The 24415-nt window shown below is 60.1% G+C and carries 23 protein-coding genes; 16 read left to right on the forward strand and 7 right to left on the reverse strand.

What is annotated here, in order from left to right; all coding sequences use genetic code 11:
* Positions 1 to 17: 17 nt before the first annotated feature.
* The gene (locus B7E11_RS22560; protein ID WP_080839091.1) at positions 18 to 1187 is read left to right on the forward strand and encodes a helix-turn-helix domain-containing protein; all 1170 of its coding nucleotides are present in this window, start codon (positions 18 to 20) and stop codon (positions 1185 to 1187) included.
* Between the two features lie 102 nt (positions 1188 to 1289).
* Here B7E11_RS22560 and B7E11_RS22565 read toward each other — a convergent pair whose 3' ends face one another.
* Complete coding sequence (locus B7E11_RS22565) at positions 1290 to 2195, reverse strand: RraA family protein (protein ID WP_080839093.1); 906 nt, start codon at positions 2193 to 2195, stop codon at positions 1290 to 1292.
* Between the two features lie 330 nt (positions 2196 to 2525).
* Here B7E11_RS22565 and B7E11_RS22570 point away from each other — a divergent pair, with 330 nt between their 5' ends.
* From B7E11_RS22570 to B7E11_RS22590, 5 genes are all read left to right on the forward strand, one after another.
* Positions 2526 to 3446, forward strand: coding sequence for a carbohydrate ABC transporter permease (locus B7E11_RS22570; RefSeq protein ID WP_245809862.1), 921 nt, complete (start codon positions 2526 to 2528; stop codon positions 3444 to 3446).
* Complete coding sequence (locus tag B7E11_RS22575; RefSeq protein ID WP_080839096.1) at positions 3443 to 4273, forward strand: carbohydrate ABC transporter permease; 831 nt, start codon at positions 3443 to 3445, stop codon at positions 4271 to 4273. Before B7E11_RS22570 ends, B7E11_RS22575 begins: the two co-directional genes overlap by 4 nt.
* Before the next feature lie 77 nt (positions 4274 to 4350).
* Positions 4351 to 5655 carry an ABC transporter substrate-binding protein gene (locus B7E11_RS22580; protein ID WP_080839097.1) on the forward strand — a complete coding sequence of 435 codons (1305 nt, stop codon included), beginning with the start codon at positions 4351 to 4353 and terminating at the stop codon, positions 5653 to 5655.
* A gap of 82 nt (positions 5656 to 5737) precedes the next feature.
* On the forward strand, positions 5738 to 6742 hold the full coding sequence (locus B7E11_RS22585) for a mannonate dehydratase (RefSeq protein ID WP_080839098.1): 1005 nt from the start codon (positions 5738 to 5740) through the stop codon (positions 6740 to 6742).
* Positions 6743 to 6942: 200 nt separating this feature from the next.
* Positions 6943 to 7578 (forward strand): copper amine oxidase N-terminal domain-containing protein, encoded by a 636-nt coding sequence (locus B7E11_RS22590; RefSeq protein ID WP_139787285.1) that lies wholly within the window; start codon positions 6943 to 6945, stop codon positions 7576 to 7578.
* Positions 7579 to 7650: 72 nt separating this feature from the next.
* Here the strand turns inward: B7E11_RS22590 and B7E11_RS22595 are convergent, their stop codons facing one another.
* Genes B7E11_RS22595 through B7E11_RS22605 form a run of 3 tightly spaced genes read right to left on the reverse strand, consistent with a single transcriptional unit; the run spans position 7651 to position 10624 of the window.
* A complete protein-coding gene (locus B7E11_RS22595; RefSeq protein WP_080839102.1) occupies positions 7651 to 9039 on the reverse strand; it encodes a mandelate racemase/muconate lactonizing enzyme family protein in 1389 nt (462 codons plus the stop codon).
* A gap of 23 nt (positions 9040 to 9062) precedes the next feature.
* Positions 9063 to 9830, reverse strand: coding sequence for an SDR family NAD(P)-dependent oxidoreductase (locus tag B7E11_RS22600; protein ID WP_080839104.1), 768 nt, complete (start codon positions 9828 to 9830; stop codon positions 9063 to 9065).
* Between the two features lie 11 nt (positions 9831 to 9841).
* Entirely contained in the window at positions 9842 to 10624 is a 783-nt protein-coding gene (locus B7E11_RS22605) for an SDR family NAD(P)-dependent oxidoreductase (RefSeq protein WP_080839108.1), read from the reverse strand.
* A 208-nt stretch (positions 10625 to 10832) separates the two neighbouring features.
* On the opposite strand from B7E11_RS22605, the gene B7E11_RS22610 reads away from it, so the two are divergent.
* The 4 genes from B7E11_RS22610 (at position 10833) to B7E11_RS22625 (ending at position 15126) form a co-directional block, all read left to right on the forward strand.
* Entirely contained in the window at positions 10833 to 11252 is a 420-nt protein-coding gene (locus tag B7E11_RS22610; RefSeq protein WP_080839110.1) for a GNAT family N-acetyltransferase, read from the forward strand.
* Between the two features lie 26 nt (positions 11253 to 11278).
* Positions 11279 to 12157: a radical SAM/SPASM domain-containing protein gene (locus tag B7E11_RS22615; RefSeq protein ID WP_080839112.1), complete on the forward strand. Its 879-nt coding sequence runs from the start codon at positions 11279 to 11281 to the stop codon at positions 12155 to 12157.
* A gap of 73 nt (positions 12158 to 12230) precedes the next feature.
* Entirely contained in the window at positions 12231 to 14456 is a 2226-nt protein-coding gene (locus B7E11_RS22620; RefSeq protein WP_080839114.1) for a heavy metal translocating P-type ATPase, read from the forward strand.
* Positions 14440 to 15126: a sulfite exporter TauE/SafE family protein gene (locus B7E11_RS22625; RefSeq protein ID WP_080839116.1), complete on the forward strand. Its 687-nt coding sequence runs from the start codon at positions 14440 to 14442 to the stop codon at positions 15124 to 15126. The genes B7E11_RS22620 and B7E11_RS22625 overlap by 17 nt, the downstream gene beginning before the upstream one ends.
* A 66-nt stretch (positions 15127 to 15192) precedes the next feature.
* Here B7E11_RS22625 and B7E11_RS22630 read toward each other — a convergent pair whose 3' ends face one another.
* On the reverse strand, positions 15193 to 15609 hold the full coding sequence (locus B7E11_RS22630) for a hypothetical protein (RefSeq protein WP_080839118.1): 417 nt from the start codon (positions 15607 to 15609) through the stop codon (positions 15193 to 15195).
* Positions 15610 to 15788: 179 nt separating this feature from the next.
* On the opposite strand from B7E11_RS22630, the gene B7E11_RS22635 reads away from it, so the two are divergent.
* The 3 genes from B7E11_RS22635 to B7E11_RS22645 all read left to right on the forward strand — a co-directional run bounded on the left by B7E11_RS22635 (position 15789) and on the right by B7E11_RS22645 (position 17151).
* Positions 15789 to 16016, forward strand: coding sequence for a DUF1450 domain-containing protein (locus B7E11_RS22635; RefSeq protein WP_080839120.1), 228 nt, complete (start codon positions 15789 to 15791; stop codon positions 16014 to 16016).
* A gap of 77 nt (positions 16017 to 16093) precedes the next feature.
* Positions 16094 to 16597, forward strand: coding sequence for a ferritin (locus B7E11_RS22640; protein WP_080839122.1), 504 nt, complete (start codon positions 16094 to 16096; stop codon positions 16595 to 16597).
* Between the two features lie 80 nt (positions 16598 to 16677).
* Positions 16678 to 17151 (forward strand): glutathione peroxidase, encoded by a 474-nt coding sequence (locus tag B7E11_RS22645; protein WP_080839123.1) that lies wholly within the window; start codon positions 16678 to 16680, stop codon positions 17149 to 17151.
* 126 nt (positions 17152 to 17277) lie between these two features.
* On the opposite strand, the gene B7E11_RS22650 is transcribed toward B7E11_RS22645, so the two are convergent.
* On the reverse strand, positions 17278 to 18498 hold the full coding sequence (locus B7E11_RS22650; RefSeq protein WP_080839125.1) for a nitrate/nitrite transporter: 1221 nt from the start codon (positions 18496 to 18498) through the stop codon (positions 17278 to 17280).
* 401 nt (positions 18499 to 18899) lie between these two features.
* Here B7E11_RS22650 and B7E11_RS22655 point away from each other — a divergent pair, with 401 nt between their 5' ends.
* On the forward strand, positions 18900 to 20168 hold the full coding sequence (locus B7E11_RS22655; protein WP_080839127.1) for a molybdopterin molybdotransferase MoeA: 1269 nt from the start codon (positions 18900 to 18902) through the stop codon (positions 20166 to 20168).
* A gap of 40 nt (positions 20169 to 20208) precedes the next feature.
* Positions 20209 to 22734, forward strand: coding sequence for a nitrite reductase large subunit NirB (gene nirB, locus B7E11_RS30690; RefSeq protein WP_281256523.1), 2526 nt, complete (start codon positions 20209 to 20211; stop codon positions 22732 to 22734).
* A 43-nt stretch (positions 22735 to 22777) separates the two neighbouring features.
* Here the strand turns inward: nirB and B7E11_RS22665 are convergent, their stop codons facing one another.
* The gene (locus B7E11_RS22665) at positions 22778 to 23227 is read right to left on the reverse strand and encodes a CBS domain-containing protein (RefSeq protein WP_080839128.1); all 450 of its coding nucleotides are present in this window, start codon (positions 23225 to 23227) and stop codon (positions 22778 to 22780) included.
* 186 nt (positions 23228 to 23413) lie between these two features.
* Between B7E11_RS22665 and B7E11_RS22670 the strand changes: the two genes are divergently transcribed.
* Positions 23414 to 24388 carry a 2-hydroxyacid dehydrogenase gene (locus B7E11_RS22670; RefSeq protein ID WP_080839130.1) on the forward strand — a complete coding sequence of 325 codons (975 nt, stop codon included), beginning with the start codon at positions 23414 to 23416 and terminating at the stop codon, positions 24386 to 24388.
* Positions 24389 to 24415: the final 27 nt, after the last annotated feature.

The following is a 24415-nucleotide window of genomic DNA, read 5'->3' on the forward strand; positions in this document are numbered from 1 at the left end:
TCAAAGGGGAAAAGAGCATGCGGAGTGAATTCATGTTGTACAACGACGATTTGGCGATGACCTGGGTGAGGGAACGGTTTTTGCGCGAGCTCGTGTCGGGCCGGCTGAGGCCGAAGGCGGACCTTCAGGAGAAGATGTCCCGCCTGTCCGTAAACCCCTATTTCACGTTCCCGGCCGTCGCGCTGGTGGAGCCCGTCGCGAAGCGGGAAGAGGGAACGGGCGCAAGGCCGCGGGCCGAAGCGGCGAGAGATGCCGTGCAGCAGGAAGCGTGCGCCGGGAGCGTCGCGTTCGTCGACGATGAGGACCGGGTCGCGCTGCTGTTCTCCTGGACGAAGTCGGAGATGCTGGAAAAGCTGCAGCGAAAGCTCTCCGACCGTTTCGGTTGCTCGGTCAATATCGGCGTCGGCCGGCCCTGCGGCCAGCTCGGGGACGTGCATCAATCGTACGGGCAGGCTTCGACGGCCCTTCGCTACAAATTTTACAAAGGGACCGGCCAAGTGCTGTACGCCAACAACCTCCGGCCGTTCGAGCCGGTCCGCAGCGATCCGGAGATCGTGGAGAAAACGCTGTACGATACGTTGAAAGCGGCGGTGTCCCACGAGGAAATCGAGGAAGCGGTGGAGCATTGCTACGAGAGCGTGCTGCAGAACCGTTATCTGGATATCGAAAGCTTGTACGAATGGACGATCCGGCTGCTGCTCGGGATCGAGAAACGGATGCTGGCCGACGAAAAGGATGCAAGCGCTTATCACTCTTCGGACATTTTGTCCGTCATCCGCCTGGAAACGCTGGACGAAATGAAGCGGTACGTAAGTCAATTTCTGCAGGGACTGTGGGAATTTACGCTCCCGAACCAGAAGGAAAGCCACCGCAGCATCATCAAGAAATCGCTGCATTATATGGAATCGGAGTACGGCAGCGCTTCCCTGCAGAGCATCGCCCGGAAGGTGTACATGACGCCGGCCTATTTGAGCCTGCTGTTCAAGGCGAATACGGGCAAAACGTTTATCGAGCATTTGACCGACATCCGGATCGGAAAGGCGAAGGAGATGCTGGCGTCCACGCATTACAAAAATTACGAGGTGGCGGAGAAGGTGGGCTATCACGACTCGCGGTACTTCAGCCAAATTTTCAAAAAGAAGGTCGGCGTTTCCCCCAGCGAGTACCGGGAATCCGCGGCAAAGTAGATGGCCGGAAAGCGGGCATAAAAGCAGGGACTTCGGCTTTTGCCCAAGGCGGGCGCCGAAGTCCTTTTAATGATCTGATCGCAAAAGGCGGGGGAGAAGCGGCTACAGGCGAACGTCGCTTTGCGGCCCGTCCCTTTCCTGCTTGCGGGCGTCTTCGAGCTCCGCGTCCCACGTCAAGTGGCGGTAGTCCGCCGCCGCTTCGTCGGTCCGGAACCACTCGACGAAGTCGTTCCAGATGGCCGTCGTCCACGAAGCGTCGATCTGGGCGGTCGAGTAGACGCCTTCCTTCAGCCGGACGAAGCCGAAGACGTCTCTTACCTGCGACTTTTCCGCCTGGACGACCGTCAGCTCCGCGAGATGCGGCGGAATAAAGATGACGCCCGCGGGCGTGCCGAGCACGACGTCGCCCGGCAGGCAGATCGCTTTGCCGATGCGGGTCGGAACGTTCATGCCGACCATCGTCACGTCGCCGATCGCCGTCGGATCGCTGCCCCGGTAATAAATGTTGATGTCGGGAATGGAGACGACCTGCTGGTTGTCCCGGATGCCTCCCCAGATGACGGCTCCCCCGCGCTTGGTGCGCGTCGAAATCGCCGTGGACAGGTTGCCGCCGACATAGGTGCCCATATGAATTTTGTCGAACATGTCAACGACGACGACATCGTCTTCCGTCAAGGAATCGATGACCCATTGATTGAAAAAGCCCCGGCGGCCCTCCTGCTCGTGTCCGTACTTCAGCAGCGTTTCGTGCAGATCGGGACGTTTGGGAACCATGACGGCGGTAACGGCCCGGCCGACCATGATTCGATCGGGGTGGACGATTTTGAAATCGCCTTCGAATTGGAACGCATAGCCCCGGTGCCATAAAGGGCCCCAAGCTTCTTCAAGCGTAATTTTGCGAATTCGTCTCAGGATGTCGTCCGGCACTTTCGGCCTTCCGTTCGGAAACCTCTCGCCCGTCCACAGAGGCGTCAATTGCACAATATCTTCGGCATGATCGAATTTCATGTTCGCACCTCATTTCCGGATTGGTAACTGGAGCCTGCAGCCGGTTGCTTACCCCTATTGTTAGGGAGAAATCGCGTTTTGTCGATGAGACGATTTTTCGCTATATTTTCGTCCTGCTATAAATAATCCCACCTCGGATGCGGTCTCGAAACCGTTCGCGGACGCCCGATGAAAGCGCTCCAAAAAAATCAAACAATTTCGTAAATTCGTCTCCTTCATTTATGAAATCGCTTTCGTTAAAGTGAGTTTACACCGCAATCGCCAGGTTGCGGGCCGCAAGGAAGGAGGAGCGAATGCATGGCCAATCGAACGGATGCGATACGCGGGGACATGCGGACGGGGGGACTTCGGCGCAAGCGGCGGAGCAGGGAGACGAACGCGGCAGGCTACATTTTCATCTCGCCCTGGCTGATCGGCTTTCTTTTGCTTACGCTATGGCCGATCGCGCAGTCGTTTTACCTGTCGTTCACGGAATACTCGCTGCTCGAGGATCCGGTTTGGACCGGATTGGACAATTACCGCAGCATCCTCACCGACGACTCGACGTTTACGAAATCGCTGAGCGTGACGTTTCTGTTCGTGCTGTTTTCCGTTCCGCTGAAGCTGATCTTTTCGCTGCTGGTCGCGATGGCGCTGAGCAAAAGCCTGCGGGGAATGAACGCGTACCGCACGGCGATTTATTTCCCGTCGCTCATCGGCGGAAGCATCGCGGTCGCGGCGCTTTGGCGCAATATGTTCGGCCTGGACGGGTACATCAACCAGGTGCTGGCCTGGTTCGGCATCGAGGGGATCGGCTGGATCTCGAATCCGAGCACCTCGCTCGGAACGCTCATTCTGCTCAATACGTGGCAATTCGGCTCCACGATGGTCATTTTTCTGGCCGGACTCAAGCAAATTCCGCAGGAATTGTACGAATCGGCCTCCGTCGACGGGGCGGGCAAGCTCCGCAAATTTTGGAACATCACCCTTCCGATGCTGTCGCCCGTCATGTTTTTCAACCTTATCCTGGGCGTAATCGGCTCCTTCCAGACGTTCACCTCGGCGTTCATCATTACGAAGGGCGGTCCTGTCAACTCCACCTATATGTACGCGCTGTTTCTGTACGAGAAGGCGTTCAAGCATTACCAGATGGGCTACGCGTCGGCGCTGGCCTGGATCCTGCTTACGATCGTCGCCCTGCTGACGATGATCAATTTCTTCGCTTCCCGCTACTGGGTGTTCTACGAATCGGAGGGGGGGAGGCCCAAATGAGCTCGCGCAAATCCCGGCTGCTGAATCACGTTTGGCTGACCGTCTTTTCGTTGATCATGCTGTATCCGGTCATCTGGTGGGTCGGAGCTTCGTTGAAAAAAACCGAGGAGCTCAGCTCGCCCTCGCTGTGGCCGAAGACGCCGATGTGGGAGAACTACAGCAAAGGGTGGCATTTTTCCGGCGACTTTACGTTCGCTCATTTTTTCGGCAACACGCTGTTGATGGAGCTCTTCAACGTCGCGGGCGGCGTTCTGACGGCGGCCGTCGTCGCCTACGGCTTCGGGCGGCTGGAGTTCAAGCTGAGAGGCTTCTGGTTTTCGATCCTGCTGCTGACGATGATGCTTCCCGGACAAGTGACCGTCGTGCCGCAATATATTTTGTTCAACAATCTGGGCTTCGTCGACAGCTACGTGCCGCTGGTCGTTCCGCATTTTTTCGGCGGGGGGGCGTTCTTCGTTTTCTTGCTCGTCCAGTTCATTCGCGGCATTCCGCGGGATTTGGACGAAGCGGCCAAAATCGACGGGGCTTCGGTATACGGCATTTTCTTCCGCATCGTGTTTCCGCTTATCAAGCCCGCGCTCGTCACCGTCGCCATCTTTACCTTCATTTGGAGCTGGGACGATTTCTTCTCCCAGGTGCTGTACCTCAGCTCGGTGGAAAAATTCACCGTTGGTCTTGCGCTTCGCATGTTCATCGACCAATTCGAAATTCAGTGGGGCCAGCTGCTGGCGATGTCGCTTTTGTCCGTCGTCCCGTCGGCGCTGATCTTCCTGTTCGCGCAAAAGCACTTCGTCGAAGGGATCGCGACGACAGGCTTGAAGGGGTAGCAGGAACCGGTCCGGTTCGGAGAGCCTTCGGCCGGGAAGGGAACGGGTTTTACCATTATTGAAAGGGGAGCGATAGGATGAGGAAAAAAGTCAGTTTTTCGCTTGCGGCGCTGCTGGCCGCTTTGCTGCTTGCGCTGTCGGCCTGCAGCGGCGGAAACGGGGGCAATTCGAGCTCAAGCGGAGACGGCGCTGAAGGCGGGAAGACGACGCTCGGCATCATGTGGTGGGGAACGGACGCGCGGCATGAGGCGACGAAGCAGGCGCTGGACATTTACGGCAAGCAATTCCCGGACGTCGCCTTCAAGCCCGAATTCATGGCGTGGGAAGCCTATTGGCAAAAGCTGCCGACGCTGGCCGCCTCGAAGACGATTCCCGACGTCCTGCAAATGGATGCGGCCTATATTCAGGAGTACGTATCCAGGGGGCAGCTGGCGGATTTGACGGACGTGGATTTAAGCGGAATCGTCGATCCGGGCGTCATCGAAAACATGAAAATCGACGGCAAGCTGTACGGCATCCCGCTCAGCCTGAACTCGCAAGGGATGGCGTACAACAAGGAGGAGCTGGCGCAGTACGGCATTCCGCTGCCGCATAAAGACTGGACGTACGACGAGTTTTTCCGGTGGGCGGAGGACGCGAAGGCGAAGCTTCCCGAAGGCAAGTATCCGATCGGCGACACGACGACGTGGGACGGCTTCAACTACTATCAGACGGCGATGGGCAAACCTCCGATCATGTCGGACGGAGGCAAGACGTTTACGCTTGACCGCGAGTTGTTCATGGAGTTTTACGGAACGTACGATGAGTTCCGGAAAAACGGCATCGTCCCGCCGGCCGACAAATCGGCGGCCTTTCTGGAAAACGATCCGCAGGCCGACCCGATGGCATCCGGCACGGTCATGACCCGCGGAGCGACGACCGGTTCGGTCAGCGCGCTGGAGCAGCTGATGCCGGGCAAGGTCGGCGTCGTCAACATGCCGACGGGACCGGCCGGCGGCGGCTGGGCGCAGTCGACGATTTTCCTTAGCGTCAGCGCGAACTCCAAAAACATGGACGAGGCGAAAAAGTTCGTCAAATGGTTCATCACGGATCCGGAAGCCGGAAAAGCGCTCGGGCTGACGCGCGGCATTCCGATCAATCCGGAGGTGTACAAGGAACTCGAGCCGACGATGGAAGCGAAGGATAAGCTCGGCAAGGAGCTGTACGATCTGTCCGTCGACAAGGCGCTGCCGTTCTATTCGCCGGCCGCGGGGTTCTCGGAGTGGGTAGACACGTACAAAAAAGAAATGGACGCGGTCACGTTCGGCCAGCAATCGATCGAGGAAGCGTTCGAAAAGATCGACAAAATGGGCAAGGAGCTGGCCGCGAAAGCGGGAGGCTGAGCGAGCGAGCCGGCTCTCGCCGGTTCGCGGGATAAGACTTGACTTCCGTACCTAGCTGCGGTCAAAAGGAGGAGAATACGGGATGAAGCTGGCCGAATTCATGGGTTCCAAGCCGGACCGCCTTTGGCATCTGGCGAAGCAAATGAACGTCAATTACGCGGTGTCGGGCTTGGCGCGGGACGAGAAAACCGAACAGCCGTGGGATTTGATGCCGCTGCTTCGCATGAAGCAGCGATTCGCGGACTTCGGTCTTGCGCTCGCCGTCATCGAATCGATGCCGCCGAGCAATCATATCAAGCTCGGAACCGAAGGGCGCGACCGGGAAATCGAAACGTTCAAGGAATTCGTCGCCAATATGGGCGCCGTCGGCATTCCCGTCCTGTGCTACAACTTTATGGCGCAGTTCAACTGGTTCCGGACTTCGACGACGACCCGGACGAGGGGAGGCGCGCTCGTCTCCAGCTACGATCACAGCCTCATGGCGAACGCTCCGCTGACCGAGGCCGGTCTCGTGCCGGAGTCGCTGCTGTGGGAAAACCTGCACTATTTTATGGAGCAGATCGTGCCGGTCGCGGAAGCGGCGGGCGTCAAGCTTGCGCTCCATCCCGACGATCCGCCGATTTCTCCGATCCGCGGCGTGGGGCGCATTTTACGGAGCGCCGACGCGCTCGAACGGGCGATTCGCCTCGTGCCGAGCGAGTGCAACGGGATTACGTTATGCCAGGGAACGCTCGCGACGGCGGGAGAGGACATCCCGTCGGTCATTCGCAGATTCGCGGGACAAAACAAGCTGTTTTTCGTGCACTTCCGCGACGTCCGCGGCACGGCGGAAAAGTTCGAGGAAACGTTCCACGACGACGGGAAAACCGACATGCTCGAAGCAATGCGAACATATTACGAGGTCGGATACGACGGGCCGGCGCGTCCGGACCACGTTCCGACGATGGAGGGGGAGGACAACGCCAATCCCGGCTACGAGCTGCTCGGGCGGCTGTTCGGCGTCGGGTACATTACGGGGCTGATGGAGGCGGCGTCGAAAGAACGGGCGGCGGCGGCGGCGGACGCATCCGTCAATGCGCAGTCGTAAGGCCGAACGGTCGCCGACCGGGCCGCGGCGGCATCATACGCCGAAAATTAGCGGAAAGTTCGCATGGATGCGGGAAGTCCGGCTTGGAGGCCGGGCTTTTTCTCGTCCTGGGAAACCGTTGCTTCGCTAAAGAATTTCTAAAATTTCGTTCTACTTTGAACAAGCAGCCCGCGCCCATCCGGTTAACGGGGATCGACAACGTGAAAGAGGCCTTCGTTTCGAATCGCTCCCTTTTCGCTCTAACCGAATCGGGCAAAGTCTACGAGACGTCCATCGAGCTCGAGAATTTGCCGGCCAATGCCGAGTTCAAGCTGATCGCGACGGACGTAAGCAGCTTGAAGCCGGCTTCGAAGCATCTTCTCATGCAGAAGACCGACGGCACGTTATGGGGATGGGGGCTCAATAAAAACGCCAATCTCGGCGTCGGCGATTACGAGTTCGAATATTTGACGCCCGTTCAAGTCCAACCGCCGGTCGAAGTCGTCCTCAACGGAGAATCGATCGCGCTTGCAAACGGGGTCATCACCCGCAACGGGCAAGCCTTCGTTCCGCTTCGTTCCGTCTTCGAGAAGCTCGGAGCGAAAATTTCATGGGACGAAACGAACAAAATCGCGACTCTCGAGCGGGCCGCAACCGAACAAACCTCATCCGTGACGGTACAATTGAACTTAAAAGACGGAACCGCCGCCTTGAACGGATCGCCCGTCAAGCTGCAGAACGATCCGTTCGGCACGAGCGGAACCTCCTACCTGCCGCTTCGCTTCATAAGCGAGTCTCTCGGAGCGAAGGTCGATTGGCTGCAGAAGGAAGGCAAGATTCGGATCACGATGTCCTAACGAAAAGGGCGTCATATTCGAAAAAGAGGGCAGGCGCGGCGCGCCTGCCCTCTTTCTGCGGCTTCATTCGGCTCAGCTCCACAGCCGGTCGTTCGAGTAGTGGTCGTTCCACTCGTCCGTGGACTCCCAGACGGCGGCGTTGCTGGGATGCAGGTGAGCGGCCAGCACCTCGTCGTTCAAATCGTCGATGCCGAGGCCGGGCGCGTCGACGATCGTCATAAAGCCGTTCTGGACGAGCTTGTTCGGCAGCTTGCCGCTGACGATAATGTCGTCCCACCAGTCGACCTCGCAGGAGTGGTATTCCAGCGCGAGGAAATTTTCCGTCGCGGCGGCGACATGGGCGGCGGCGAGGCAGGCGATCGGGCTTTCGGCCATGTGAATGGCCATCGCGACGCCGTAATCCTGCGCCATGTCGCCGATTTTTTTCGTCTCGAGAATGCCGCCGGCCGTCAGGACGTCGGGATGAATGACGGAAACGCCTCCCGCTTCGAGCAGCGGCCGGAAATTTTCCTTCAAATAAATATCTTCCCCCGTGCAGATCGGCGTCGTCATCGCGCGCGAAAGGCGGGCATATTGCTCGGTATATTGCCACGGAATCATGTCTTCCATCCAGGCGAGGTTGAACTTGTCGACTCTTCGGCCCAGCTTGATGCAGTCTTCGAGCCCGATATGGCCGAAATGATCGATCGCGAGCGGAACCTGATAACCGATAATGTCCCGAACGTCGGCGACGTACTGCTCCAGCATGTCGAGTCCTTTTTCCGTCACGTGAATGCCGGTAAAAGGGTGGGGGATGTTGTAAATATCGTAGTGACGATTGACGATCTCCCGGTTTTCTTCCTCCGATCGGCTGTCGGCCTGCATCCGGTACCGTTTGCGCGACAGCTCCCGCATTTCCTCCAGGAAGCCGAGCGGGGCGTTGAGCGTGCCCGGTTCGTCGATGATTTGGCCGATGCCCAGATCCATTTTCAAAAACGTAAAGCCGTCCTCCAGCCGTTTCTTCAGCGCTTGGCCCATCGCTTTGCCGGTGTCCCTGCCCGTTACGGCCGTATCGCAGTACATGCGGATCCGGTCGCGGAATTTGCCGCCGAGCATTTGGTAGATCGGGATGCCGTACGCTTTGCCGGCCAGATCCCAAAGGGCGATCTCCAGGCCGCTGACGCCTCCCCCTTGCCGGGCGTGCCCGCCGAACTGCTTGATGCGCCGGAACAGCTTGTCGATGTTGCAGGGATTTTCGCCGAGCAGCCGGCTTTTCAGCATGAGCGCGTACACTTTGTCCGCGTTGTCGCGCACTTCGCCGAATCCGACGAGCCCCTGGTTCGTGTACACCTTGATCAGGCTGCTGTGGAACGGGGCCCCGACGATATCCGTAAACCGGATATCGGTGATGCGCAGCTGCGAAGGGCTGGAATGGGTGCGGACATGGGCCAGCGTTTCCTCGTACGACGGATTGTTCGCCAATTCGTTCACTCCCGTAAAGTTATTTAAAGCAGCATGCTGCCGCCGTCAAGACGGATGGCGGCCCCGTTCAAATAATCGCTTTCGTCCGACGCGATAAAGCAAGCCAGCTTCGCCACGTCGGCGGGCAAACCGCCCCGGCCGAGCGGGAATTTGATCAGATGCCTGCGCTCTCGGCTCGCTCTTTCTTCCGGCGTCAGCCCGGCGGGAACTTCGTATTTTCCGACGTCGACGGCGCCGGGCTCGATCGCATTGACCGTTATGCCGTACCGGGCGAGCTCGATCGCGCTTTCCCTGCCGAGCATCCGGATGCCGCCCTTGGTCATCGCGTAAACGGGATCGAAATCGGTCGGGCGTTTGGCATGGACCGAAGAAATCAGGATAATGCGTCCGCGTCCCTTGCGCTTCATGCCGGGGACCACCGCCTGCATGCACTGCCAGTAGCCTTTCAAATTAATGTTCATCAACCGGTCGTACGTCGTTTCGTCGTGCCGGAACAGGTCATAGTTCAGCTGAAGAGCGGCGTTGTTCACCAGAATATCGACGGTGCCGAGGCCGTCCTCGACGATTTCGACCATGCGGCCGATATCCGCTTTCTCCGCGACGTCGGCCCGGACCGTCAGCCCTTCGCCGCCAGCGCTTTGAATTTGCCGCAGCGTCTCGAGCGCTCCGGTCTCGCTGGCGTTGTAGTGGACGGCCACCTTGGCGCCGCGCCGCGCCAGTTCGATCGCGATGCCCCGGCCGATGCCCGTTCCCGCTCCGGTGACGAGCGCCGTTTTACCTGTCAGGAGCATGCGGGGTCACCTCATTTCGGCCGTTTCATTTTATGGTCCATATAGTGAAGCAGAAAACCGCCGTCCAGGCGAATGTCGGTACCGTTCACAAAGCGGGCGCGATCCGACGCGAGGAACGAAACGACGTGAGCGAGCTCCTCCCAGGCGCCTGGGACGGCATTCGGCACTTTATATTCGTAATCCTCGTACAGCGCCGAAACGGAGCTGCGAAACCTGCTGCCGTCGCCCTCCATCGCGCCCGGTTCGACGGTATTGACGGTAATGCCGAAGCGGCCGAGAAAGACGGCCGCTTCCTTGGCGAGCATCTTCACGGCTCCTTTGGACGCGCTGTACGCAAACGAAGAACCGGTCGGCTTTTCGGCATGAACCGACGTTACCAGCACGATCGCGCCGGCTTCGCGGGCCGCCATCCGCTTGCCGACGGCTTGTACGCAAAGGAAGGCGCTTTTGGCGTTGGCGTTCATCACGTCCAGAAAAATCTCTTCGGCACAAGTCTCCACCGCCGCGGGAATAAGCAGATCCGGATTGTGAACGAACACGCCGATCGGTCCCGATTCCCGTTCCGCCAGCCGCAGGACGCGCTCGACTTCCGCGCCATCGCTCAAATCCCCGTCGACCACGCAGACGTCGGCCCCTTGCTCCCGCGCGGCCTCCAGCTCCGCGCCGATGGCCGCTCCCGACGAGCGGCTGTTCAAAACGAGACGCGCGCCTTCCCGGGCAAAACGGAGAAACACCGCTTTTCCGGAATCGCTGTCCGCATCGCTTACAAAAACGACAGGTTGGGAGCTTATGATCCATCACCTCCGGAAACGCCGCCGGTCCGGCAAGCGCTATCATCGAACATCCCTATGATACGTCTTGCGGCAGGCGGGCGGCGAGGCGTAAAAATTATAATTTTGTTTGTTTTTTTCAAAAGTTCGCGATGAGGTATAATGGTAACGGAGCGGGCCGGGCGGAAGATCGTCCGGCGCGAGTCTAATACGAGAATCGGAGATTATGCGAATGCTGATCGATATCAAATCCAGGCTGGACGAGCCGCGGGTTCGCGACTTGCTCGAGCTGGCGGCCTACGACGATGCGGAGGAAATCGCGCGAGCCTATCGGAACGACGAAAGCATGGAGCTGACGGGCTTTTACAAGGACGACGAACTGGCAGGCATCGCCGGATTTCGGATGAACGGGACGGGAGAGCTGCTTCTCGGGCATATCGCCGTACTTCCGGAACGACGGGGAAAAGGGTACGGGACCGCGATTTTGCTGTCCTTGATCGGGCTGAAAAACCCGCGGGCGATTGTGGCCGAAACGGACGCGGATGCGGTCGACTTTTATCGCAGCGTCGGCTTCGCCATCGAAAGTCTGGGAGAGAAATATCCCGGCGTCGAGAGATTTCGTTGCACGTACGACTGCGAGGTCGAAGGCTAAGCGTCACAAATGGGAGCTGGAGCGGAATGAAAAAATTCAAAAAATTTTACATCGAAATTACGAGCGTGTGCAACTTGGCCTGCACGTTCTGCCCGCAGACGAAACGGCAGGCGAATTTTATCAAAACGGACGCGTTCGTTCACCGATTGGAGCAAATCAAGCCGTATGCCGACTCGATTTATTTTCATCTGAAGGGCGAACCGCTCATGCACCCCAAAATCGACGAGCTGCTCGACATCAGCCACGAGCGCGGCTTCAAGGTGAATATTACGACGAACGGAACGCTGCTGCCGAAAACGAAGCACAAGCTGCTCGGAAAGCCGGCGATCCGCCAAATGAACGTTTCGCTGCACAGCTTTGACGGACATCCGGGGTCGACCGACAAAGAAGGATACGTTCGCGGCGTTCTGTCGTTCGCGAAGGAGGCGCTTGCGCAAACGGAGATGATCGTTTCGCTTCGGCTGTGGAATTTGCACCCGGACAACGCGACCCATGCGGAACGGGCCCGCAACCGGGCCGTTCTCTCGATCGTCGAGCGGGAGTTCGGCCTCGATTACCGCATCGAAGAGAAAGTGGAACCGGGAAAAGGGATCAAAATCGCCGACCGGCTTTATTTGAATCCGGATATCGAATTCGACTGGCCCGACCTGAACGCCGAGGAGGACGACGGCAAAGGCTTTTGTTACGGCATGCGCAACCAGGCGGGCATTCTCGTCGACGGCACGGTCGTTCCGTGCTGTCTGGACGGAGAGGGCGTCATCAACCTGGGCAACATCCACGTGCAGCCGTTCTCCGACATCGTCGAAAGCAAGCGCGCCAAGCGGATCGTCGACGGCTTCTCGCGCAGGGAAGCGGTGGAGGAGCTTTGCCGCAAATGCGGCTACCGCAAACGGTTCGGCACATAAAATCCGTCCGCCGGTTTTCATTCTGCCGCCCGCCCTTTGTCCATACAATGTATGGATAGGGAGGGAGATACCCATGGCGACGACCCGTCTTTACATCACGGGCATGACGTGCGCGGCTTGTTCGACCCGCATCGAAAAAGCGCTCCGCAGGATGGACGGCATCGAGCAGGTCTCGGTCAATCTGGCATTGGCGCAGGCGCTGATTCAGTACGAACCGAAGCAAACGAAGCTGAAGGCGATTTACGGCCGCATCGAGCAGCTGGGCTACGGAGCGATCGACGGCCGCGCTCACCCGGCCGCGCGTTCGCGGGCGGAAGTCCGCTCTTACTTGCGCCGCTTCGCCTTGTCGGCGGCGTTGTCCGTTCCGCTTCTGTGGGCGATGCTCGGCCATATCGCCGGGGAGGGCGGTGTCTGGGTGCCGCCGCTGTTCCAATCGCCCGTCTTTCAATGGATCGTGGCGACGGCGCTGCTGTTCGGCGTCGGCTATCCGTTCTATAACGGCGCCTATCAGGCGCTGAAAGGGCGCTCGGCGAATATGGACGTTCTCGTTTCCCTCAGCGCATCCGCGGCCTATTTTTACAGTCATTACCAACTGTTTCGTTATCCGCTGGCGGAAGCCGGCCGACATGCCGGCCATCTCCCCGTCTATTTCGATACGATCGCGATGATTTTGACGTTTCTGCTGCTCGGCAAGCTGCTGGAAGCGGTCGCCAAAGGCCGGGCGCTGAAAGATTTGAACGCGCTCTACGACTTGCAGGTGCGTCTTGTCCGTCTGGCGGATACGGACGAGGAGCAGTGGGTGCCTGCCGAAACGCTGCGAAAAGGAACGAAGGTATCGGTCCGGACCGGAGAGTGGATTCCCGCGGACGGCATCGTCGTCTCGGGCCGGGCCGACGTCGACGAGTCGCTGCTGACGGGGGAAAGCGCGACGGTCGTCAAAAATGCCGGCGACCGCGTATACAGCGGCACAAGAAACGCGAACGGAGATTTGACGGTCGAAGCCGTCAGCGGGACGGACGGCAGCCGGCTGTCGCGAATGATCGATCTGGTCGAGGAAGCGCAAAATTCGAAGCCGCTCATCGCGCGGAAGGTGGACCGCGTGGCGGCTTATTTCGTGCCTGCGATGCTCGTATGCGCCGCATTGACGTTCTTCGCCTGGATCGCGCTTCCGGCGCCGGGGAACGTCTCCCACGCGCTTGCGCTGCAGCATGCGCTCGCCGTGCTCATCATTGCGTGCCCGTGCGCGCTGGGACTTTCCACGCCGCTTTCGATTCTCGTCGGATCGGGAATCGCGGCGAAGTCCGGCATTTTGTTCAAGGAAGGCCGGGCGCTGGAGACGCTGCAGCATGTCGACCATGTCCTGCTCGACAAGACCGGCACGCTGACGGAAGGCAAGCCGACGCTCGCCGCCGTCCGGAGCGCTCCCGGCAAAGAAATGCATCTGCTGCGGACGGCTGCGGCCGTCGAGCAGGCTTCGGCGCACCCGCTCGCGCAGGCCGTCGTTCAAGCCGCGTTCCGGAACCGGCTCGTCGTTCCGCCCGCCGAACGCGTCGCCGAAACGGTGGCGGGCGGCGTCGCGGGAATCGTCGAAGGAAAAAAGGTATGCGTGGGCAGCTACGGATGGCTGAAGTCGCAGGGCGTTCGGATGAGCGGTTATGCCGACGCCGTTCCGAGGAACGGAACGACCGTGCTTTACGTCGCGGCGGACGGGAGGCTCGAAGGCGCGCTGGAGCTGGCCGACCGCTTGCGGCCGGAGGCGTCGGAAGCCGTGAGGCTGCTGAGGCGGTCGGCCGACGTGTGGATGGTGACGGGGGACCAGGAGCAAACTGCGCGTTACATCGCGGACCGTGCGGGGATCGACCGCCTGTTCGCGGGCGTGCAGCCGGAGCGGAAGCTGGAGCTGGTCCGGAGCCTTCAGCGCGAGGGGCGCACGGTCGCGATGATCGGCGACGGCATGAACGACGCGGCCGCGCTTGCCGCCGCCGATATCGGGATCGCGATGGGCGGAGGGACGGACGCCGCCATGCAGGCCGGCGACGTCGTCCTGCTCCGAAACAAGCTGACCGGCATCGCGCGGGCGATCGCGATCAGCCGCCGCACGATCCGAAACATCCGGCAAAACCTGATGCTCGCCGTCGTCTACAATCTGGCGGCCGTCCCGATCGCCGCGTTCGGCTTCATGGACCCTCGCATGGCCTGCATCGGCATGTCCGCGAGCTCGCTTCTCGTCGTCGGCAACGCCTTGCGGCTGCATCGGTTCAAGGAAGGGGGGCGGCGGCGCGATGCCCATGTCGGCTGATACGTTTGCGCTTGCCGCCCTTTCCGGCATCATGGGCGCTCCCCACTGCTTCGCCATGTGCGGAGGCATCGTCTCCTCCTTCGCGCTGAACGCCAAAGGATCCCCGCTGAAGGCGATCCTCGCGTACAACGCCGGAAGGGTGGCGACGTATTCGCTGCTCGGCGCGGCGATGGGGGCGGCCGGTTCTTTCGTCAATCTGGCGGGCGGGCTCGTCGGCGTTCAGGGCATCGCCAGCATGCTCGGCGGCGCGCTCATTCTGCTGTGGACGTTTCGCCGCTTTACGCTGCCGCTCCATCGCCGGACCGTGCCGGGCCACGACGCGGCGCTCGGCGCTTTCGCCCGCTTGCGGCTGCGCTTCGAGCTGACGGGCGTTTTTTTGACCGGGCTGCTGCTCGGTCTGCTGCCGTGCGGCCTGACGTACGCGATGCAAATGAACGCGGCCGCCTCCGGCTCGTGGGCGGAAGGCTTTCTGGTCATGCTGACGTTCGGGCTTGCGACGTTTCCCGTCTTGCTGCTGACCGGGCTTTCGGCCGGAGGCATCGGCCGGAAATGGCGCCGGGCGATGCGGAAAGCCGGGACGGCGCTGGCCGCGGTCATGGGCATCCTGTCGATCATGAAGGGCATGAGCGCGAACGGATGGATTCCTTCGATCCACCCGTGGATCTGGTGACGGGAGAAGACGGGGCGGGGCCGGTCGTCTTCTGCCGTCTCGCTCCGCTCCCGCCCGCATAAATCCTTACGCGGCTTTGAAAGGAAGCCGGAGCCGGATCGTTTCGCCGTCCGATCGATAGACGGCCTCGGCCTGCCACTCCCCGCGCATGACGGGCATGCCGCTTGCAACGTAAACGCCGGGCCGCGTTTCCGTCACTTCGGCGGGCAAAATCCCGCAAAACATGCCGGGCATCGACAACCGCACCTGCAAATCCGCCGCTTCGCCGCCGACCGGTCCGTTTTGCAGATCGGAAATCCGGATTTCGAAAGCGACCGCCTCCATGGCGCGGACTTCCGTCTGCGCTTTTGTCATATTCAGGCTCAGCTTGTCGTTTTCGAACGCGGCGTTCGCAGCGGAAGCGGGCGGGGCAAGGGAGGAGCGGTAAACGGCAAATCCGGCGACGGCGAGCAGCAAAAGCAAGGGAAAAACGATTTTTTTCACGGCGGCCGCGGCACCTCCGTCCGGCTTGAATTCGCTGTGGGCTTCAATTCCAACCTATGTTCGAAATCCCGGGAACATACGGTCGAATCGCGCCGGCCCGTCCGCTATTGACGGAGTGACTGATTATCATTATCATTTAGGTGGTGATCATCAGCCGATGGGCTCGAGGGGTGCGAAGCATGAAAAAAATCAAATTTTGCGAGCGGAATTTCAAAAACGGGACGAAGCCCGTCTACAAGCGGTTGAAAGGCGCGTACGCCGAAATCGAAATGAAAAAGAAAGACTGCCTCGGCAACTGCAAGACGTGCAAGCGGGAATGCTTCGCGCTCGTCAAATCCGGCATCGTCAGCGCCCCGACGCCCGAACTTTTGACGGAACGGTTAACGGAGCTCATCGAATCCCGCTGACTTGGAAATAATGGATGTTGCAATGAACCGGGATATGCTAAACTAGAGCTATTCCACTGATCAGAGGTGCATAGGCGATGAATGACGAACTGGCGAAAGCACTAAACGAACAAATGAACTTCGAATTTTATTCAGCGCATGTGTACTTGGCCATGGCCGCATATTGCTCCGGGGAAAGTCTGGACGGCTTCGCCAACTTTTTCATCGTGCAAGCGGAAGAAGAACGGTTCCATGCCATGAAAATATACAAGTTCCTGAACGACCGCGGACGCCGCGCCACGCTCGCCGCCCTGCCGGAACCGAAGAACGAGTACGACTCGATGCTCGACGTGTTCGAGCACGGTTATGCGCACGAGCAGGCGAATACGAAGAAGTTTTACCATTTGGCCGACATCGCCCTGAACGAACGCGAGCACGCGACGATGTATTTCCTCAAATGGTTCATCGACGAACAGGTGGAAGAGGAAGCGCTGTTCGACAACATCATCCAGAAGCTGAAACGGATCGACAAAGACAGCAACGCTTTCTTCATGATGGACAGCGAATTCGCTTCCCGCTCGTTTACGCCTCCGGCCGAATGACCGCAAGCGTCGCCTGAATGTTCATGCCGGGACCTGCCCAAGCGGGTCCTTCAATTTATAAGGGGAAAGGCGGATTCGACATGTCGATATACGATTTTACGGTTACGACGATTCGCGGCAAGGAAACGACGCTGGCGGAGTACAAGGGAAAGGCGCTGCTGATCGTCAACACGGCGAGCAAATGCGGCCTGACGCCGCAGTACGAAGGACTGCAAAAGCTGTACGAGCAGTTCAAGGACGAGGGACTTGTCGTGCTCGGCTTCCCGTGCAATCAATTCAAGGAGCAGGAGCCGGAAACCGCGGATAAAATCGAGGCCTTCTGCACGCTCAACTACGGCGTGACGTTCCCGATGTTCGACAAGGTCGAAGTGATCGGTGACAACGCGCATCCGCTGTTCGCCTATCTGACCAGCCGGGGCCCGGCCGAGCAATTCGACATCAAATGGAATTTCGCGAAATTTTTGATCGACCGCAACGGCGAAGTCGTGAAGCGCATCGATCCGCAGGTGACGCCGGCGGAAATCGAGGACGACATCAGAAGTTTGCTCGGCTGACGCGAATCGCGGTTGCATGCGATAGCGGGCCGCCTATCGAAAAGGCTGTTTCCGATCGGACGATCGTCCGAATCGGGAACAGCCTTTTGTCGCTTTTGTCATGAAAGCTGACGTATCGCGGGACGGTCAACCCGCCGCCTCGACTTTCGCCTTGCCGCCTTCGCCGATCCAGGCGCGTTTCCAGGCGCCCTGGACGATGAGCAGCATGAGCAGGCAGGCGAAGGCGATGCCGCTGAGAATGAGGAAGCCCGGCGTATAGGAACCGGTTGCCTCGTAAAGGCTGCCGAGCACGAGCGGCAGCAGGTAGCCGCCCACGCCGCCGGCCGCGCCGACGATTCCGGTAATGAGGCCGATCTCGTCGGCGAACCGCTGCGGCACGAGCTGGAACACGGAGCCGTTGCCGGCGCCCAGACACATCATGCCGATGAACAGCAGGACGATGACGACGGCCAGCGGAGGGAGGGAAGACACGCTGGCGAGCATAATGCCGGCTCCCGCGTACAGGAACATCAGCATGCGGATCCCGCCGATTTTATCGGACAGAAAGCCTCCGACCGGGCGGAAGAGGCTGCCGGCGATGACGCAAACGGTCGTAAAGTCGGCGGCCCGCACCGCGGAAAGTCCGTATTGTTCGTTGAAAAAGATCGTCAAGTAGTTGGACATGCCGACAAACCCGCCGAACGTCACGCTGTAGAGCGCGCAGAAAATCCACGTATCTCTCTTTTTGAGGATGTTCGCGTATTCGGACATTTTTTTCGGGGCCGGCTGATTCGGGCTCTCTTTGGCGATGAACGTAAAGATCAGGAAGACGAGGACGATCGGGATAAGCGCCAGGCCGAAGACGACTTCCCAGCCGCCGTAATGCTGCGCCAGACGGTTGGCGAACAAGGTCGAGAAGACGGTTCCGCTGTTGCCCGCGCCCGCGATTCCCATCGCAAGCCCTTGGTACTGCGGCGGATACCAGCGGCTCGCGAGCGGCAATGCGGCCGCGAACGACGCGCCGGCGAAGCCGAGCAGGATCGCGACGACGTACAGCTCGCCAAGCGAGTCGACGAACTGCCAGCCCCATACGAGCGGCACCATCGAGGCGAGCATCCCGAATTGCGCGGTCCGCTTCGGCCCGATGTAGTCCGTCAGGAAACCGAACAGCAGCCGAAGAATGGAGCCTCCCAATACGGGAAGCGCGACCAGGTTCGCTTTTTGCACGGCGCTCATCGGATAATCGTTCATCATGATGACGGCGAGCGGGCCGATCAGCACCCAGATCATGAAGCTTACATCGAAATACAAAAACGCGCTGAACAAGGAAGGCTTATGACCGCTTTTCCAAAATCCGTTTCTCTCCATACCGTTTCTCTCCTCGTTTTATAAGTTGAAAACGCAAAAAGCCGCAAGCCGTCCGTTCGGACAGCAGCGGCTCCATTGCCAAGGCGACACTTCATTGTGTTCGCCGGGTTATCGTCGGTCACAGCATTGTGATCCAATTCGTATTATAGGGATGCGTCAACACCGTGTCAATATATATGACCTGCACATATCACAAAAAAACCGAAAAAATCTTTGCGGACTTTTCACGCGATCGGGTGTCATTTATATTGACAAATCGAACGGGTTTCCTATATGTTATATTTATAGTTAAATAAGCGATCGGCACAACGAGGTGCCGTCCGATCCGGCAACGAAGCCCGCTCCTATGCGATATAGGACGGGCTTTTTATGTTCAGAAGACAGGATGGGAGGCGCTGACCATGTCCAATACGATACAGATGCTTACACTTCATGTTACGGTCGAGCAGGCGCTTGACCTGTTATGCTCCGTTTCGCACGTTCCGCTATCGGAGCCTGTGCCGATCGAAGAAGCTTCCGGAAGAGTGCTGGCGGAAGAATTTCGCAGTCCGTTCCCGATGCCTCCGTACCGGAGGGCGGCCATGGACGGATACGCCGTCCGGGCCGCGTCGATCGCATCGGCGACGCCGGAGCGTCCCGCGCGGCTCTCCGTCGTGCGCGAAATCAAGGCGGGCGACGATGCGGGCAACGACGGAAATATCGGCGCCGGCGCCGGAAACGCGCTTCGGGTATTCACCGGCGCGCCGGTTCCCGACGAGTACGACACCGTCGTCATGCAAGAGACGGTCGTCCTGGAATCCGGAGACGACGCGAACGGGACGATCCGCGTGGACCGGGCTTCGCCGGAAGGCAAACATGTCGCCGAAGCCGGGGAGGACATCCCGAAGGGCAAGACGGTGCTGACCAGGGGCACGCCGCTCGGAGCCAAGGAGATCGGCCTCCTTGCCGCCTTCGGCTGCACGGAAGTGCAGGCTTACGCGAAGCCGAAGGCGGTCGTTTTGCCGATCGGCGACGAGCTGATCGGGCCGGATCAGCCGCCGACCCCGTACCGGATTTACGATGCGAACGGGTTCATGCTGGAAGCGCGGCTGAAGGAGCTCGGCGCTTCGGTCACCCGGCGCGAGCCGCTGCCGGACGATCCGGAGGCGATTGCGCACGGCCTCGAACAGGCGCTGCGCAAAGCGGATATCGTCGTGACGACCGGGGGCATTTCAGTCGGCAAGTACGACCATGCCGCCCGGGCGCTGAACCGAATCGGCGCGTCGCCGCTTTTTACGAAGGTGGCGATGCGGCCGGGAACGCCGACCTCGGCGTACGCTTACAGAGAAAAGCGGGTGATCTGCCTGTCGGGCAATCCGTCGGCTTGCTTCGCCGGCATGGAGCTGCTGCTCAAGCCGTTTGTCGTCAGCCGCACCGGACGAACCGATTACATGAACGAATGGACGGTCGGACAATTGTTGGATCCCGTCGCCAAACCGTCGCCTTATCCGCGCTATATTCGCTGCCGGGCCGAGATATTCGGAGACAATTGCCTCGTGGCGCCGCTCGGAAACGACAAATCCGGCAACATGGCCGCCTTCGCCGACGCCAATGCGCTGGCTTTGATTCCGGCCGGAGGCCGCGGCGCGGAACGTGGCGAACGCGTGCGCGTGCTGCGTTTGAACAGATAGAAAACCCGTAGAAAACCCGGCGATAGGGAGGGGAAGGACGTTGGAGAAAAACAAACTGGTCGTCATCGGCAACGGAATGGCCGGGATCAAATGCGTGGAGGAGATCGTCCGGCTGTCCCCGGACGCTTACGAGATCACCGTTTTCGGCAGCGAGCCGAGACCGAACTACAATCGCATCCTGCTGTCCAAAGTGCTGCAGGGCAGCGCGTCGAACGGCGAAATTATTTTAAACGATTGGTCGTGGTACGAAGAGAACGGCATCCGGCTGCACGCCGGCGAGACGGTGGAGCGGATTCTGGTTTCCGAGAGGCGCGTCCGAACGGAATCGGGCATGACCGTTCCGTACGACCGGCTTATCGTCGCGACCGGCTCGACCGCGTTCATTCCGCCGATTCCGGGCATCGACAAGCCGGGAGTGACGGGATTCCGGACGATCGACGATTGCGACGCGATCAAGGAGTCGGCGAAGCGGGGAACGAAGGCCGCGGTCATCGGCGGGGGCTTGCTCGGCCTGGAAGCCGCCCGCGGCTTGCTCAATTTGGGCATGCAGGTCGACGTGGTCCATAACGCTTCTTATTTAATGAACCGACAGCTCGACCGCGTTTCCGCGGAAATGCTGCGCAAAGAGCTGGAAAGCCAGGGCATGCGTTTTTTGCTCGGAAAGCAGACGGTCAAGGTTGCCGGGCGCAAAAAGGCGGAAGGCCTGCTGTTCTCCGACGGGACGAAGCTGGCGGCGGATTTGATCGTCGTGGCCGTCGGCATTCGCCCGAACGTCGCGGTGGCGGAAAAAAGCGGCATCGCGACGCACCGGGCCATCGTCGTGAACGATTATTTGCAGACGAACGTCCAGGACGTATACGCGGTAGGCGAATGCGCGGAGCACCGCGGCATCGTGTACGGACTTGTCAGCCCGCTTTACGAGCAGGGGAAGGTGCTCGCCAGAACGCTGTGCGGGCTTCCGACGGAGCCGTATGCCGGCTCGATCCCGTTCGCGCAGCTGAAAGTATCGGGAGTCGAAATGTTTTCGGCCGGCCTCATCGGGGAGCAGGAAGCGGAGACGGCCTACCAGGCGTACGACGGCGTTCGCGGCACCTACCGGAAGGTGACGTCGATCGGCGGAAAGGTGGCCGGAGCTATTTTGTACGGAGACGCGTCGGACGGTCCGCGGCTGCTCGATTTGCTGAAGCGCGGCGCGTCCGTTTCGGTGCTGAGCCAGGAGAAGCCGGCCGAAGCGGACGGCTCGCTGGAGGCGGCGCAAGCGATGCCGGATTCGGGGGCCGTCTGCGCCTGCAACGGCGTTTCGAAAGGCGCCATCCTGTGCTCGATTCGGGAGGATGGCGCCAAAACCGTGGAGCAGGTGCGCGACAAAACCAAGGCTTCCGGTTCTTGCGGCGGCTGCCGGCCGCTCGTCGCCGCGCTGATCCGGCTGGCCGAAGCCGCCGGCCCGGGCGGCGGCGGGACGCCGGAGCCCGCCGTCTGCGGGTGCGCGGACATGGGGCATGCCGCGATCAAGGAGGCGGTTCGGGCGGAAACGTTCGACAGCGCGGAAGAAGCGATGGCGGCGCTGGGCTGGAAGCGGCCGTCCGGATGTCCGACTTGCCGCGGCGCGCTCCGCTATTATATCGAATTGGAAAAAGCGGCTTTCGCGCCGGCCGGCCTGTCTAGCGTTACCCGGGCGAACGGGGATCGTTCGCCCGGCCTGCGCGTCAGAACAGGCTCGGCTCGGGCGAGCGCGTCCGGCGAAGCGTTCGTCTTGACGCCGCCGGAGCTCGGAAGCGAGCTGCTGCCGGTCACGTCGTTTCTCGAGAACGCAGGCACGTTGACCAATCTGGAAGGCCGCGTTCTGCTGCGCGAACCCGGCCGACCGGCCCCTGGGGAAGCCCGGGACGATTGGCGGGTGCTTTGCCGGCTGGCGGAGCTGCTCGGCAAAGGGGATTTGTTCTCGTACGTAAGCGCCGAGGACATCTTCGACGAATTGCGGCTCGCAAGCAAGGGCGGCATCGCCGATTATTACGGCATTACGTACGAACGGCTGCGCCGGGAGGAAGGGATTTACTGGCCTTGTCCGTCGACCGACCATCCCGGCACGGGGCGGCTGTTCGAACATACGTTTGCCCATGCGGACGGCAAGGCTGTCTTCATCCCGGTCGATCACCGCCCCGAAGGAGAACGCACGAGCGAGGAGTTTCCGATCACGCTCACGAACGGGCGCCTGCTCTCGCATTACTTGACCGGCGTGCAAACGAGAAGAAGTCCGACGCTGGCGGCGCGCGAATTGGAAAACGTCATGGAAATCCATCCGGAGACGGCGCGCAAGTATCGGGTGACGGACGGAGAACTTGTGCGCGTGGAGTCCCCCCGGGGGAGCTTCGTCGTCCGCGGCCGCGTGACGCGGGACATCCGGGAGGATACCGTGTTCGTCCCGATGCACTGGGGCTCCGTCCAAAACGTCAACAAAGCGACGAATCCGCTGCTCGACCCGTTTTGCAAAATGCCCGATTTCAAAACGGCGGCCGTCCGCATCCGTTCCTGGAAAGATGAGCAAGCCGGCGCGGAGCCGGATTAAGCTCCCGGAGCCGCTCGCGATCGCCAGAACGCGCGGCGGCTCTTCAAGGCTTGAACACATGGCGAATGACGTCGCCGCGGCTGATGATGCCGACCAGCGCCCCTTTGCGTTCGACGGGCACTTTTTTGATTTGCTTTTTCCCCAGAATCGCCGCGATATTTTCGATTTCCTCGTCCCAGGCCACCGTTATGACCTTTTTGCGGGCGATGGCCATGACGTTCGTTTCGAGCAGGCTTCGGGTGCGGTCGTCGAAGCTGTCCGCAAAGCCGTTGAACGTTGCGTAAGCATAGACGAAGTCGCTGATCGAATTGCGGTTTCGGCCCAAATAGCGCATGATGTCCCCGTCGCTAATGTAGGCGACGATTTCGTTCCGCTCGTTCACGACGGGCATCCCGCCGATACGGAACTCGATGAACTTCTCGATGACGGAGCGGACGGAGTCCGTTTCCTTCGCTTTATAGACGCGGGCGACCATGATCTCGTGCGCTTGCACCGTTTAACCCCCCCCCCCCCGTTTGGATGCGAGCGTTCCCAAAATTTGTTATCCGCTGTGAAGAACATTTTACTATACGCGATCGGCCGAGTCCACGGACATCCGCCTCCCGGCTTGCGAAACGGCCGCCCGAGCGGTACATTAGAGTCGAACGAAACAGGAGCCTATTCGGAGGAGCTGATCGGATTGAAGCCTCGCGTTTTTATTCCCAGGGCGGTCCCGCCCGAGGTCGAAACTTACATAGCGGAGCATTGCGATTATTTCATGTGGAACGATTCCGTTCCCATTCCCGAGGAACAATATTTGCGGCGGCTAGCGGAAGCCGACGGCCTGTTGACGACAACGTCCGATAAAATCACCCGGGAAAAGCTCGATCATGCGCCGAACCTTAAGGCGATCAGCAACATCGGCGTCGGGTACAACAACTTCGACATCGGCGAAATGAAGAGGCGGGGCATCGTCGGAACCAATACGCCAGGCGTCCTCGACGAAACGGTCGCCGATCTGATCTTCGGCCTCATGCTGGCCGCCGCGCGGCGGTTTGCCGATTTGGACGCCCGGATTCGGGCGGGACGATGGTCGCCGGCCGACGGCTCGAGCCTGTTCGGACTCGACGTCCATCACCGCACCCTCGGCATTATCGGAATGGGGAGGATCGGCGAAGCGGTGGCGCGGAGAGGCAAATGGGGCTTCGGCATGAACGTCCTTTATTATAACCGTACCCGCAAGCCCGATGCGGAGGCGGAGCTGGGCGCGCGGTACCGGACAATGGAGGAGCTGCTTGCGGAAGCCGATTTTATCGTGCTGATGACGCCGCTTACGGCGGATACGCGCCATTTGATCGGGAAAAATGAATTCGACCTCATGAAAAAAACGGCCGTCTTCGTCAACGCGTCCCGCGGCGAAACCGTTGACGAGCAAGCGCTGTTCGAAGCGCTGCGCGACCGCCGGATTTATGCGGCGGGGCTCGACGTCTATCAGGAAGAACCGATATCGGACAGCCATCCGCTGACGAAGCTTCCCAACGCCGTGCTGCTGCCGCACATCGGCTCGGCTACGCAAAGCACGAGAACGGACATGGCCCGGCTCGCCGCCGAAAATCTGGTCGCCGCGCTCGGCGGCCGCCAACCTCCGAACGTCGTCAAGGAGCTCCTTGATTAAAACGCCAGGCAAGGGGGGAGTGCGCGG

The sequence above is a fragment of the Cohnella massiliensis genome (assembly GCF_900169535.1).
In the GTDB taxonomy this organism is placed as follows: domain Bacteria; phylum Bacillota; class Bacilli; order Paenibacillales; family Paenibacillaceae; genus Cohnella; species Cohnella algarum.

Bases quoted from the DNA above. Each gene is read 5' to 3' on its own strand.
- B7E11_RS22560 (WP_080839091.1), top strand. From the start codon at position 18: ATGCGGAGTGAATTCATGTTGTACAACGACGATTTGGCGATGACCTGG.
- B7E11_RS22565 (WP_080839093.1), bottom strand. From the start codon at position 2,195: ATGAAATTCGATCATGCCGAAGATATTGTGCAATTGACGCCTCTGTGG.
- B7E11_RS22570 (WP_245809862.1), top strand. From the start codon at position 2,526: ATGCGGACGGGGGGACTTCGGCGCAAGCGGCGGAGCAGGGAGACGAAC.
- B7E11_RS22575 (WP_080839096.1), top strand. From the start codon at position 3,443: ATGAGCTCGCGCAAATCCCGGCTGCTGAATCACGTTTGGCTGACCGTC.
- B7E11_RS22580 (WP_080839097.1), top strand. From the start codon at position 4,351: ATGAGGAAAAAAGTCAGTTTTTCGCTTGCGGCGCTGCTGGCCGCTTTG.
- B7E11_RS22585 (WP_080839098.1), top strand. From the start codon at position 5,738: ATGAAGCTGGCCGAATTCATGGGTTCCAAGCCGGACCGCCTTTGGCAT.
- B7E11_RS22600 (WP_080839104.1), bottom strand. From the start codon at position 9,830: ATGCTCCTGACAGGTAAAACGGCGCTCGTCACCGGAGCGGGAACGGGC.
- B7E11_RS22610 (WP_080839110.1), top strand. From the start codon at position 10,833: ATGCTGATCGATATCAAATCCAGGCTGGACGAGCCGCGGGTTCGCGAC.
- B7E11_RS22615 (WP_080839112.1), top strand. From the start codon at position 11,279: ATGAAAAAATTCAAAAAATTTTACATCGAAATTACGAGCGTGTGCAAC.
- B7E11_RS22620 (WP_080839114.1), top strand. From the start codon at position 12,231: ATGGCGACGACCCGTCTTTACATCACGGGCATGACGTGCGCGGCTTGT.
- B7E11_RS22625 (WP_080839116.1), top strand. From the start codon at position 14,440: ATGCCCATGTCGGCTGATACGTTTGCGCTTGCCGCCCTTTCCGGCATC.
- B7E11_RS22635 (WP_080839120.1), top strand. From the start codon at position 15,789: ATGAAAAAAATCAAATTTTGCGAGCGGAATTTCAAAAACGGGACGAAG.
- B7E11_RS22640 (WP_080839122.1), top strand. From the start codon at position 16,094: ATGAATGACGAACTGGCGAAAGCACTAAACGAACAAATGAACTTCGAA.
- B7E11_RS22645 (WP_080839123.1), top strand. From the start codon at position 16,678: ATGTCGATATACGATTTTACGGTTACGACGATTCGCGGCAAGGAAACG.
- B7E11_RS22650 (WP_080839125.1), bottom strand. From the start codon at position 18,498: ATGGAGAGAAACGGATTTTGGAAAAGCGGTCATAAGCCTTCCTTGTTC.
- B7E11_RS22655 (WP_080839127.1), top strand. From the start codon at position 18,900: ATGTCCAATACGATACAGATGCTTACACTTCATGTTACGGTCGAGCAG.